We start from the raw sequence: 14,619 nt of genomic DNA on the forward strand, positions 1-14,619 counted from the left end.
ACTTTTGAAAATAGACTAATAATACTAACTGCCAAAAATATTACGTACAACTCTTTCACTCGAACGACCATCATGATGTTTAAAGTGCTTATCTAAGAATGGCTCTACTTTCTCTACTTCAAAGTCTTCGTTATCTAGTGCTGCTATTAAATCACTAAATGACTCTACAATTTTCCCTGGCACAAACGTTTCATATGGCTCATAAAAATCACGTGATGTAATATAATCCTCAAGGTCAAATGCATAAAAAATCATTGGTCGTTTAAATACCGCAAATTCATAAACAAGTGATGAATAATCACTAATTAAAATATCCGTAACAAATAAAATATCATTAACTTCTCTAAAATCAGAAACATCCACAAAGTATTGCTCGTATTCTCTAGGAATATTTAGTCTATTCTTCACAAATGGATGCATTTTAAATAAAACTACTGCATTATTTTCACGACAATATCTTGCAAATCTAGCAAAATCAATTTTAAAGAATGGATAATGCGCCGTATGATGTCCATTACCTCTAAATGTAGGCGCAAATAAAATCACTTTTTTATCTTTAATGATTGGCAGTGCCTCCTTCATTTCGGCTGTAACTTGTTGCTCATACGCCTCATCAAATAAGATATCTGTTCTAGGCACACCAGTCGGAATTATATTTTGTTCTTTAATACCAAAGGCTTCACCATAAAATGGTATATCTGTTTCTGATGAAACAAAGGCCTTAGTATAGTTTCTATGATTTACAGAATTAAAGAATGGACCACCTTTTTTTCCAGCTCGACTATAACCAACAGTTTTGAAAGCACCAACTGCATGCCATACTTGAATAATTTCCTGACTTTTTCTGAATTTTACTGTGTAGAGTAATGGGTGAAAATCATCCACAAATATATAATCTGCTTTACCTAATAAATACGGAAATTTAAATTTGTCGATAAAGTTACGACGTGCCGAAATGTTAGATTTAAACAAGGCATGTATCTTATATTTGTCGTCTAAATTTTGGCGTAACATCTCATTATAAACATATTCAAAGTTACCTGACATTTCAACTCTTGAATCAGATGTGAATAGTACAGTATTCCCCTTTTTCAAATGGAAAAATTTTGTGATGTTAAAAATAGATTTAAATAAAAAATCACGCAATTTATAAGACTTTTCATTATAGTTCTTTTTATACTCATTAAATTTCACAAATAATTTATTTTTTTTAGGAATAAGCATATTAAATTTAATGTCTAATACAAATTCATTAACTTCTTTAGAAATTTTTGGATAAACATTATAATTTATTTTTTTTGAATTTCCTCCCTTTTTAAATTGATATTCAAATTCTTTAAGCAAAAAATTATTTTTATCATTAGTAGTTTCAAGCGAATGATAATGTTCATATTGTTCGTCGTCTAAGTCATAGTTTAAAGGATTTAACAATACTTCATTAATATGAGCAATATGTTCAAATTCTTTTTTCAAAATTAATAAGTATTGTCCTGAAGGTAAGTAGTTTCCATTATCTAAAATTGCCACATTAAAACGTGCTTTAAATCTATTACCTTCAACTTTAACTTCATTTGCTTCTACTTCTTTTGTTTCTGTTAAATTTCGTAATACTAATTTTTTTCTTTCTATCCTATTACAATCAGTATAACCTTCGATAAAAAGCTGAATTCTTTCCCAATATATATTATCAATTGTCAATTTATAATTATCCAACCTTCTATTACACTCCTTTTTTAACCCTTTACATCGTCCATTTAATGACAGTCTTGCCCCACGAAGTGGATAAATCTGTTTCAAATGCATTGACTGCATCATTAATGGTTTTAACATCAAATTCGTTACCTTTGAGTAGCGCTAATTTTTCCACAACATCTGGATGATCTTTATAGAATTTCGCAATATCTTTAAAGTCTTGCGCACCACTTCTACTGCTTCCAAACATTGTTAAACCTTTCTCTAACACTAATCTTGTGTTAACTTCAACAGGATATTCGCTTACACCTAACAAACTAACTGTGCCTTCAGGTGAAATCAAATCAATGATTTGGTTTACTGCAGACTGGCTACCTTTTCCGCCTACACACTCAAATGCATGATCAAAAGTAACCCCTTCAGGTACTTCATGTATATGGTATATTTCATCTGCGAAAGAAAAATGACTTAATTTATAATCTGTTTTTCCAAAGATATAAATTGCTGCATTGGGGTATAGTTTATTTAATAAAATTGCAGTAATATATCCTAAATTGCCATCGCCCCAAATACCAAAACTATTTTTATTTGCATTTGATTTACGCTCAAACCTTTGAATCGCATGCCAACTCACGCTTACTAATTCAGAGTATGCAATTGTACTTAAATCTTCGATACTATCGTCGATTTCTACGACACGGTCATGATCCATAAAAACATAATCTTGCATAAAACCATCATAACCACTAGATCTAAATTTACTACTAGGTAAATAGTTTTCTGCTATGACTTCATCTGTTTCTACGGGTGTATTCGGTACCATAATAACTCTTGTACCAGTCTTAAATATGCCTTTGTTATCATAAACAACTTCACCAACACCTTCATGAACTAGAGACATCGGTAATTTTTTCTTTAATACTTGTTCATTTCTGCTACCAGTATAATATCTTTGATCTGCCGCACAAATTGATAAGTATAATGGTCTTACAACAACTTTATCACTTTTAATATTTTCATTATTATATGTTACTTCGAATTGTCTTGGCGCAACCAATTGATAAACTTGATTAATCACTCAACATCCCACCTTTGATGATAGAGTTCGCTACTTTAAGATCATAAGGTGTGGTGATTTTAATATTATATAATTCTCCCATCACTAATTTCACTTTTTTATTAGCTACTACAAGAATTTTACAGGCATCTGTCATTATTTCTTTCTCTTCTACAGATAACGCATTATAGCTATTCCTCAATAAATTCACATTAAATGATTGTGGTGTTTGACCTTGATACATTTCACTTCTGACTGGGATAGACTGTATTTGTTCTCCATCGCTTGAAGTGATAATAGTGTCAGTTGCAGGTATTACAGTATCGACTGCACCATGTGCTAATACACTTTCAATATTTTCTTTGATGATTCGGTGCGTTAAAAATGGTCTAACCGCATCATGTGTAACGATTACATCTTCATCAGTTATAGAGTGTGCTTTTTCAGCTTCATTTATAATATTCATAATCGTTTCATTACGGTCTGAACCACCTTGTACCACTTCGATTCTATCGTCATTAATTTGATGCTTACGCAACGTATCCTTCGTATGCGAAATCCACTTTTGTGGTGTCGCAATAAATATTTTGTCAAATTCATTTGTGAGCAAGAACTTTTCAACCGTATGAACTAATATAGGTTTACCATCTAAATCTAAAAATTGTTTTGGCAGTGGCACGTTTCCCATTCTAGAACCGATGCCTCCCGCTAATATACCAGCATATATCATGTATTCATCTTCTTTCTATATAAAAATTCACTTCAATAAACGTTCTATAATTTTTGAAAATATATTTCTACATATAATAATTTCTAAATTAGAAATTACTCTTTCTTTATTAAATTAATGAAAACAAATTACAAAACATTCTATTCAGAATCTACGGAATAATATTCATACATATTAATTATATCTCTATTCCTTATATATAAAATCCCTAAAACAACGCATGATATCAATAGTAATTTTTTCAAAATATTATTAATCCTCCTCATAAAATAAATTAATTTTACATAATCCCTTTATATAAATAGTATGCCCTTATTAAAAGAATAGTATTTTAGTAATACTTAACTGTTATTCAATTAACAATTTTATTATATCAAAAATAAGCATAATAAATATAGTGCGTCCTTACATTATTTAATATTATTTTTTAGTTGTTTGTTTTATATTTGAATAAATTGAAAATATGTTAACTAACAAAAATAAGACGACAATCAAATATATATTGAAATAATGTGGATTTTAAAAATAATACATACAAATATAGAACTGTCTAAACAGGAAAATTGAAAACATAAAAAAATGGCCGAATTCATAGCATAGCTATAAATTCGACCATTAATGTTATGATTAGTTTGAGTGATTTCAGTGTCTTAGTATTACATTTGATTAAATTAATTTAAACAGTTAGACAAATCATTGTAGATAGTACTCGTGAGTAATTCTAAGTGTAGAATTAAAAACAAACTAAATATATCTTTCTAAATTTAGATTGATCTTATTCATTATTATTGATTTGTGCTTGTAGTGATTGTGAATTAGACTGTGAAATATTGAGTAAATATTTGGACCTTGCCAATGATTGCTTACTATTATTATAGGAAATTCCTATTCGCTTGGAAAGTAAAACTGTAACAAGCGACCCTAATATCGCTAACACTGTAATTGTGATAAATAATGACACGTTCGCAGTTGGATTAACAAAAAAGATAATCACAGCTATAAGTATAGACACTATAGCGATACCTATTAATATTAATGTAGCATACATATATTGCGTTGCTTGTTTCAAATCTTTTTGAAATTGTTCTTTGGAACGTCTATAGTAAAGGTTGTTTTTGTATAATTTCAAATCTCTGTTTGCATCCATCGTTTGCGCAAAATCTGAAACTTCTTTATTTTCATCCTTTTTTAATGCTTCGATGATTGGTTGGTAACCAAATGTAAGTGCAATTTTTTTCTCTTTTACTGTGCCCTTTGCCAGCCGGTGCAATTCTTCTAATTTTTGTTGGTTCATTGTGTCCACTCCCGTATTGTTTAGTATTGATCTGTGTTATTAAGCCAACTCTCACTTTTCCATTGAGTCTGCTATTTTGTTAACAATAGGTGCTTCTATACATCATCATTTATTTTTTGATAATTCTGTTTTTTGTGAGTTTTGAACTTGAGTTTGCGTCTCCGTGTTATTATCTTGTTTTTCTTGGCTATTGGCTACATGACTGCCAAATAAAGTACCTGAACCTAGCACAGCACATAAAAAGAGCCCACCTAACCAAGTAAAGAATGTTGGTTTTTTTCTTCGTTCATAGCGTTTTGCTTTTTCAGCATCATCATCTAATAAATTACCTACATCGATGTTCTGCGGTCCAGCAACCTTACTGAAATTTGATTGATTTGACTCAATATTTGAAAAACTTAGAGCTTGTTGTTTAATTTCCATAGCACGCGCCGAGATACTTAAACTTGTTTGATTACTTTGTTCTAGTTGTTGATTTAATCGATCTAGATGACTTCTATTATTTTGAAGTTCCATTTCTTTAGAACGGATCGATTCATCTTTATCTGCGCTTTCTCTTTTTGATTTTTCTAATTCTACTCTTAACCAATTAATTTCATCTGTCATTTGTGAGTCTTTTAATTCATAATCAGTTACTTTTTGATTCACTGCTAAATCTAAACGTTCATTAAATGTTGCTTCATTATGAATTAAATCTTGTTCTAACTTACTAATTTCTCCTCTAAGTTTGTCGACGTCTTCACTTCTTTTTTGGACTAATGTTTCCACATCTTTTTCCATAATATTTTGAAGTTCCGACTTTTTAGTAGCTATAGTCTCTTGATGATGTTGAACGATGTCATCGACAATTTTAGTAATATGCAAATCATAGTCATTTTTTACATTGGCATCTAATACTTTAATTTGGTTATTATAAGCATTTTTGGCTTTATCTGATAATGTCTTCTCATATTCACGAATACGATTTGTTAAAATCGGTCTTTCTTCTCTTTCTATTCTTTCTTCCATATCTCTACGTGCTTTTTCGCTACGCTCATTTTTACTTGTTTCAAAATCTTTTTCTAATTTTTTAGTTTGTTCTTCAACTTTCTTTGGAATAACTCCTAAATCTTCTTGTAATTTACTTTCAATTTGTGTGTATGTTCTATGATATTGAGAATCATTTGATTTATAATTACGCATTTTATCTGCTTCAATACTTTTACTCCACAAATCATTAACAAGTTGATTAAAAATGCTGTTTATAATATCTTCTCTCTTTTTTTCTAAAACTGCTAATTTATCATTTTTTGCTTTGTTAAAGTCATCTTCAGTTAATTGTTCAAGCTTTCGGTAAGTAGGTAATATTTCTTCATTATAACCTTTATCATCGACAATACTTCTAAATTCTAAATTTTCATCATCTAAATATACTTTATCTATAAGTGAATCCAATGTGTTATATAGGTTGCTTTTTAAAAATTGGATATCTGAAGACTCTTCATTTTTATTAATAGATATAACTTGTTTTTTCTTATTTTCGTTAAACAATTTTTTCTTAGCTCCATTTTTATTTTGAATTTGTTCTATAATTGCGTCTTTTAATGGTTGTAATGTTTCAAATTTTAAACCTTTACTTAAATCAGAAATATCAAAGCTAGTAATATTAATTTCTTTTAAAATATCATTATTTATAACTTTTAATTTGGACTCATTTTTTTGAGGCATATAAAGTCTTAAACCAAAATTACAGTCAGGACGTTTAGCCTCTTTAATATTATGTAAAGAAGTTAAGTCTGTAACACAATATTCTCGATCTTCAAATATTTTGAATGGCTCATTTTCATCATTATGATCTATCGTCACATCAAAAGATTGCACAATTTTAGAGGAACCTAAGATTTGTTTAAAACAATCAACAGCATTCCCCTTAGAATCTCCTTTTCTCAATACTGGGGCAACGATTGGAACAATATATATTTCGCTTTCTCCTGCAAGTACATGGTCTATTTCTAAAGAACTAATATCTAAAACGTTATTGCTCATTACATGTCATCCTTCCATTCGAGTTATTGTTTAAAAAGTATTTTCATTTTATGCTTAATCGATAGTCAAGAAGTCATAAAATAATATTTCTTCCTGCGCAATGAAATAATATCAAAAAACAAACTTATTTATTTTTTAACATGTTACACAGTAAATTATTATTACTTATCATATTTAGATGATAACATATTAATTAAAGTTGTAATATTAATATTTTAAATAAAAACACGTATTTTAATTATTAATTCGAGTATTTTGTATTTGTTTTTATACAATATACGGAATATAAATATTTTTTTGTGATATGAAATATTAACAGTGATGTGTAAAAATTTATCAGCATAAAAATTTTATATGAACTCCATCCAAATACTTCATTAATTATAGAAATATTTATGTTACGCAGCATTTTCCAGGAAATATTAGCTAATGTTTTAGTTTGATTTTACAACAATAAGTGAAGCCTTATTCTAAAACATAAAAATAGAAAGTCCGAGACATTACTTTATGTCCCGGACTTTTAGCGTTTTACATCAACTTTTCTTAATTAGGAATTGATATCAAACACAGTTCTGATAAGTTTTATTTAATTAATCTTTCACTCTATTTCACTTATTTTTTGTTCTGGATATTTTGTAACACTATCCAATATGTTTATAAATCTATCCAACATACGTTGAATTGTTGATGAAGAAAATAATTCACTCGCATATTTTAAAGACACTTTGTAAACTTCGTCCCCTTCTATCATCATGTGTAAATCAAATTTTATATTTGTATCGATAGTTTCTTTAGGTTCAATTTCCCAACCATCTACGTTCAATAATTGATCATTAATATTTTGGAATGCAAAAGTTACATCATGCAACGTATTACGAGTTAAATTATATTTTTCTACAATTTCTTCTTTCAAGTATTCAATAGGATAATCTTGGTTATCTAAAGCTTTCAACGTTAGCTCAGTAATTTCTGTTAATAATTGATTAAATGATTTATTACCTTCTGGAAAACCACGTAATGCAAGTCTATTAAAAAACGCACCGACAACTTCTTCAGTATCTTTTTGTGTACGTCCTGAAACGGGGCTACCGATTACTACATCTTCTTGATTAGTATACTTATTCATCAATATCATTAATGATGTTAATAAGATTGTATAATCAGTGCTACCAGTCGCTTGTGCAAGTTTATCTATTGCTTTTTTAGTTTCATTAGGCATGTTCACAGTAATTGTTTTACCTTCAAAAGTTTGTTGTTTAGGTCTTGGATAGTCTAAAGGTAAATCTAAAATAGGAAGTTTATCTTCAAACTGTGACAACCAAAATGTACGTTGCTTGCTTAAATCATAATTTTTAATCCATTCACTATAGTCTTTATACTGTAACTTCATCTCACCTAAAGTATGCCCTTGATATAATTTTGAAAATTCACCAATAATATGATAAATGGACGCACCGTCTGAAATGATATGATGAATATCGAATAATAATATATAACGCTGTTTATCAAATTTCACTATTTTAACTCTTAATAACGGTGCAATTTTTAAATTGAATGGTTTTACAAAATCTTGTAAAAGTATATCATAATCAATATTTGATTTTTCTTCATAGTCTACGCTAATTTGTATGTCATCTTCAATTATCTGAACAGTTTCTCCATCAATTGTTTCAAAACGCGTTCTTAATACCTCATGTCGATTAACTAAAGTTTGAAAAGCATTCTGTATACTTTTTATATCTATATCACCTTTTATTTCAAAAGCTCCAGGCATGTTATATGATGTTGTTTGTTTACCAGCAATTTTATTCAATGTATATATATTCTGTTGCATCGGAGATATAGAATAAAATGATTTATCGTCAGCTTTTGGTATTTTTCGTAAATTTTTGTATTTATTACTTTCCTTTATAATTTTAGCCAATTGTATAACTGTTGGTTTTTCAAAAATATCAGTAACTGGTATACGGACACCGCTTTTATGTTCTATTTCATTTATAATTCCCAAAGCATTAAGTGAGTGGCCACCAATTTCAAAGAAATTATCATTCGTGCCAACACTTTCAATATTCAATATATTCTCAAATATTTGAGTGATCATTACTTCTGTGTCATCTTTAGGCGCAACATATACTTTGCTTTTAACTTTAATTTCAGGCAGTTGACTTTTATTTAATTTACCATTGTCTGTGACTGGTATTTTGTCTATTTGAGTTATATATGTTGGAAGCATATAACTTGGTAATTTTTCGCTTAAATCTCTTCTGATATTTTCACAGTTTAGTTGCTCATCTGAGACTAGGTAAGCACACAGCGCTATATCTCCCTCTCCCATTGATTTGGCAATAACAGCAACATCTGTAAGTTTTTCATTCTTACGTAAAGTACTTTCTATTTCACCAAGTTCAATGCGATAACCACGTATTTTTACTTGATCATCGATACGCCCTAAACATATAATATTACCATCTTCCTGCCATTTTGCTAAATCACCGGTACGATATAATTTTCCTTCACCGAATGGATTATCAATAAACTTTTCTTTTGTCAATTGAGGTCGATTTAAATAACCATCAGTTACGCCTGCTCCCCCGATACAAAGTTCTCCTTGAGTACCAATACCCATGAGGTTATTGTCTTCATCCATAATATACGCTTGTGTATTCGCAATAGGTTGACCAATAGGTACAGTTTCATAGGTAACATTATTTTCAAAACTAAAGTTCGTCACATCAATAGTAGTTTCAGTGGGACCATAAACGTTGATTAGTTGTGTATTATTCACCTTACCAATCCATTTACTAAATTGATTAACTAACTCTGGCTTCACTGCTTCGCCTCCAACTAAGACATACCTTAAGCTAGCAAGTAAGTTCGATTGTTTAGTTAACTGAATATAATGAATAAATGGGTTAAACATAGAAGGTACAAAGACAGCTATCGACACTTTAGATGTGTGAATTAATGATGTGATTACTTCTGAGTTACCTTCTTTACCCGAAGGTAACAATGTGGCTTGTGCACCAACCATAGCCCATCCAAATAATTCCCAAATTGACGGATCAAATGTAAATGGCATTTTAAATAATATATTATCTTTACTACTAATACCAAATCTCTTAATTCTTCTATTAAGATTATTCATAACACCTTTAGAAGTTATCTTAACACCCTTAGGTTTACCTGTAGTGCCAGAAGTATAAATAATACACATCAAGTCAGATATACTTGTAACATGCGATAAATTCTTTGTGGGTTGTATTGATATACTTTTATTCTCCATTAAATTTATAACCGATTGATTAAATTCAATAGAAGTGCCTAAAGCTCTATCTGTTAATAGTGTATTGGGTTTACTGTCTCTTAAAATATAATTGATGCGCTCGCTCGGATATTCTGGATCAATTGGAACATAGGCGCCACCCGCTTTTAAAACACCATATATCCCAACTATCATTTCCAAATTACGGTTTGTCATTACACCTACTAAGCTATTCGGTTTGACGCCATTGCGTCGTAATTGATGCGCGACTTGATTTGCTTTAGCGTTCAATGTTTGGTAAGTAAGACTTTCACCTTCGTAAGTAACTGCCTTATTATTTGGCGTTTTTTTCACTTGGCTTTCAAAAATCTCTACAAAGGTTTTCGTGTTACCCATACTTACTTGTGTATTATTAAAGTCATGTAAAATAAGCGTCTTTTCTTCTTCAGTAATAGTCTCAATTTCACTAATTTTTCGTTGCGGATTCTCTAATATTATGTTTAAAATTTTCATAATATTTGAATGTAAATTTGCAACTTCTTTTTCACTTACGACATCTAACTGGTAATCATAATCTATTTCTAGACTCTCTTCTCCATCTCTATTGCTTATATTTAAACCTAACGGTACATTTGTTGTACCAGGGTCTAACCATTCTTCTGAGTATCCTTTTTTTATAAAATCTGGATTATGCTGAGTATTTTGAAATGATACTACAAAGTCTAGTAAACCTTTTGCATTTTTGCTATGTTCCACTATATAACTGTTTGGATATTTTCTATGTTTCAACAACTTGAATGTTTCTTTTTTCATTAACTTTAAAAATTCATTAATAGATAATTTTTTATCCATTTCCACTATTATAGGCAACACTCTTGAATAGACTCCTGTCACTTGCTTTTCAAATTGCGTATTTCTATTGTGTAATATCAATCCAATCGAATTCTTATTTATTGAATTTTTTTTATACTTTAAAATCAACATAGCTGCAGAAAACAAATTACTAATACTTAATTGGTTACTTTTACAAAATTCCATAATTTTCTGTGTGTATATGTTTGGAAGTTTATAATTCAGCCTATTCCCCTGGCCACTGTTATTCCTTTTATTTTCAAACAACTCGTTATTTTCTAAATTTTCTACTTTTTTAATCCAAAATTGTTTATCTTTTTCGAATCTAGATGAATTTTTATAATTTATTTCTTCTTCCACGTGATCTAAATACGTATATTCAAAATCCTCTTCCTTTTTTCCGTAAATTAATGATTCACATAATGTATTCCCCGCTATAGTCATACTCCAGCCATCTGAAATAATATGATGTTGCAATAGTAATATTCCAATATCTCCACTAGGCTGTGTTAAAATTACAAATTTAAATAATTCGCTATTAAGGGCAAATATATTTGTTTCTATCTGTGTAGTAATCCATTCATCATAATCCTTTTTATTATTATAAAAATCAATGTAATTAAATTGTTTTCTTTTATATTCATCTATATATTGCTTATACTCTGTGTTTTGTTTTTTGACTTTAATTCGATAACTCTCATGTCTTTTTATTAAATTGTTTAATGCTTCATTAATCTCTTGTATTTTAACATTATCTTTAATAGTAACCATTGCTGCTATATTATTAATACTAGTATTTTCATAATATTCTTCTAACTGGATAATTTCACTTTGCGCTTCAGATAATATATACTCTCTCACTAAATTACCTCCATAATTTTAATCGAAGTATATAACATGCAATTACATACATATGCACGTTATTTTATGATGATATTCTTTATAGTTTTTTACTACAATCATATATTCAAATAAGTGTAGTTAAATAGAACAGAAAAGCATTTATTTTAGCAGATTCTAAAAAATAAATATTTTATATTAACAAAAAATGGCAAGTTTTATTTTAGCTTGGTCTTATTATACATCAGGCTGTTTTACTTTTTCTTTTAGGCTAAGTATTTGTGTAATTTTTTCTTCAAAAATAATGGTGATACTTGATATAATTTTAAAAGATAATGAACAAGTCGGGGCTTGTTTATTTCCTCTTTTTTCTTTTGAATACCTTTTACTATAGTTTCTGCCAATTTGTCAGAATTTAATATAAATGTTTTATTCATGTTTTTATATAGTCCATGTATATCAGCTTTCTTTAAAAAAGGAGTGTCTATTGGTCCTGGATTTACTACAAGAACATGGTAATTAGGCTCTTCCATTCTCAAAGTATTTAATATTTGAGTAAATGCCGCTTTTGAAGCTCCGTAATGACCAGTACCTTTATCTGTTATTAGTGAAGCAAAGCTAGAAATCCCTACAATTGTTGGTTCTTCAACAAAAAACTTTCGTAAAACATTCAATAAAATAGAAAAATTAATCATATTAATTTTATAAATTTCATTCATTTTCTCTATAGAGATTGAAGACATATTTTCTATATAACTCAAACCTGCACAATGTATAAAACCATCTATATCATGGCTTAATTTATCCTCTAATAATGTTAAATCTTCAACATTTAATAAATCACACTCTAAAGATTGAACATTTTTGTTATTTTTAAATAATTCAATTTGGTTAAATTTATATAAATCTCGGGATAGAATAGTAACTTTACATCCTTTGTTAAGCAATGTTTTTACGATAGAGTAACCTAAACCACTTGTTCCCCCAGTAATAATATAATGCTTATTATCCACGCTAACACTCCTTTTAATTATAATTTAAAATCAAAACATAATAACATTCATGATAATAACATAAAAATCAATTATAAATCATTTTATATATATTCTCTAATCAATAAAATACATCTTTATATAATATTAAAACAATCAAAAACAATAGGAGGCTATTCAAAGTGAAATAAAACCAAATATTTTTCTGCGTATTAATTCAATAATTCACAATCATATTTATTGTACTCATCAAAAAAAGTTGACAGTATAATTCCAATGTTTCATTTATATATTAATCTCTTTCCTTCAGAAAGACAGATAATTTTATACAACAAAAAAACTGCCATACAAATCAATGACTTGAAGGCAGTTTGAAGCATATATTTTAGTATTATATTTTAACATTTACTTCTGACTATTTTTGCTGTCCATTCGTCTTAATAATATAGAACAGGTAGTATAATATACCGATGACAAACCAAATCAATGTATAGAATTTAGCTTGTCCACTTAAACCCCAAAATACTGCAAATACACAAATAAAGATAAGTATTGGCATAACAGGATACAAAGGTAATTTAAATGCTGGTAATGGCAAATCTTTACCTTCTCGTTTACGTAAAGCAAAAATACCCACTGTTACAAACATAAAGGCTACTAACGTTCCTGCTGTAATTAATTGAGCCAAGAACCCAAATGGGAATACAGATCCAACAATTACTGCAACGATAGATAATACGACTAAAGCGCGATTTGGTAAGTTTTTATTGTTCAATTTACCTAACCAAGATGGAAGGATTCCATCTCTACCAAATGAGTAAAGTAAGCGCGAACCAGCTAACATCATTCCAATTAATGCAGTAAACATACCAATGACAGAAATAGCTTGTACAATAATTGCAATCGTACCATGACCGCTTGTACGTAATGCCCATCCAACTGGTTCAGCATTGTTTTTATATTCACTATAATCAAACATACCAACTAGCACTAATGCTACAATGACAAATAACGTCACGGCAATTAGTAATGATCCTAAAATCCCTCTAGGCATCGTTTTTTGAGGATTAATAGCTTCACCAGAATTAGCAGCGATAGAATCAAAACCAATGTAAGCAACAAATATAACAGAACTACCTGCATAAATTCCCTGCCAACCACCGAAAGCACCTGCTGCAGTTTCTTTATATTCAGGAATAAATGGTACATAATGTCCTATATCTATTACAGACAAACCTACTATTATAAATAGGAAAATTGCTAGCACTTTTAACACGACTAATATATTCTGTACTCGTGCTGTTTCTGAAGTACCTCTAGACAATAATAAAGCAGTAATAACAACCACAATTGCTGCTATCAAGTCTATTACCCCACCATCAGTACCTAATGAATTAGAAAGTGAATTAGGTAGTGAAATATGGAAGGGGTCTAACAGCCCTCTTAAATTTGCCGAAAAACCAGAGGCTACAAAGGAAACTGCAATTAAATATTCAGCGATTAATGCCCAACCAACAATCCAACCAAAAAATTCTCCAAATAATATACTAATCCAAGTATATGCAGAGCCTGCAAAAGGCATTACTGTTGCCATTTCAGCATATACAAATGCAACCATAGCTGCTACAATTGCTGCAACTAAAAAGGATAGACTGACGGAAGGCCCCGTATGATCCGCAGCCACAACCCCTGGCAATGTAAAAATAGCAGTTGACACTATTGTCCCAACACCTAATGCTAAAAAGTCCTTAACGCGAAGTGTACGTTCTAAGTGCGCATCTTTATTTTGATAGCGCGATACATCTTCTTTACGTAGTATTCTATGTATCAGATTCATTTTTATATCTCCTAGCTTTTTTTAAAACAAACATGTTT

General features: G+C 29.6%; 8 protein-coding genes. All 8 read right to left on the reverse strand.

Annotated elements, in window-relative coordinates; all coding sequences use genetic code 11:
• Positions 1-24: 24 nt before the first annotated feature.
• Positions 25-1,713 (reverse strand): teichoic acid ribitol-phosphate polymerase TarL, encoded by a 1,689-nt coding sequence (gene tarL, locus ACW5YJ_RS01215; protein WP_457338352.1) that lies wholly within the window; start codon positions 1,711-1,713, stop codon positions 25-27.
• A 28-nt stretch (positions 1,714-1,741) separates the two neighbouring features.
• Positions 1,742-2,770, reverse strand: a complete 1,029-nt coding sequence (locus tag ACW5YJ_RS01220; RefSeq protein WP_107551445.1) for an alcohol dehydrogenase catalytic domain-containing protein — start codon at positions 2,768-2,770, stop codon at positions 1,742-1,744.
• Positions 2,763-3,479, reverse strand: a complete 717-nt coding sequence (locus ACW5YJ_RS01225; protein ID WP_119603768.1) for a D-ribitol-5-phosphate cytidylyltransferase — start codon at positions 3,477-3,479, stop codon at positions 2,763-2,765. The genes ACW5YJ_RS01220 and ACW5YJ_RS01225 overlap by 8 nt, the downstream gene beginning before the upstream one ends.
• A 775-nt stretch (positions 3,480-4,254) precedes the next feature.
• Positions 4,255-4,773, reverse strand: coding sequence for a magnesium transporter (locus ACW5YJ_RS01230; RefSeq protein ID WP_017723645.1), 519 nt, complete (start codon positions 4,771-4,773; stop codon positions 4,255-4,257).
• A gap of 105 nt (positions 4,774-4,878) precedes the next feature.
• Positions 4,879-6,798 (reverse strand): hypothetical protein, encoded by a 1,920-nt coding sequence (locus ACW5YJ_RS01235; RefSeq protein ID WP_422483407.1) that lies wholly within the window; start codon positions 6,796-6,798, stop codon positions 4,879-4,881.
• 598 nt (positions 6,799-7,396) lie between these two features.
• The gene (locus tag ACW5YJ_RS01240) at positions 7,397-11,773 is read right to left on the reverse strand and encodes an amino acid adenylation domain-containing protein (RefSeq protein WP_457338353.1); all 4,377 of its coding nucleotides are present in this window, start codon (positions 11,771-11,773) and stop codon (positions 7,397-7,399) included.
• A 245-nt stretch (positions 11,774-12,018) separates the two neighbouring features.
• Positions 12,019-12,765, reverse strand: coding sequence for an SDR family NAD(P)-dependent oxidoreductase (locus ACW5YJ_RS01245; RefSeq protein WP_153671875.1), 747 nt, complete (start codon positions 12,763-12,765; stop codon positions 12,019-12,021).
• A 394-nt stretch (positions 12,766-13,159) separates the two neighbouring features.
• Complete coding sequence (locus ACW5YJ_RS01250; RefSeq protein ID WP_017723649.1) at positions 13,160-14,581, reverse strand: APC family permease; 1,422 nt, start codon at positions 14,579-14,581, stop codon at positions 13,160-13,162.
• Positions 14,582-14,619: the final 38 nt, after the last annotated feature.

The sequence above is a fragment of the Staphylococcus sp. mip270_02 genome (assembly GCF_054031535.1).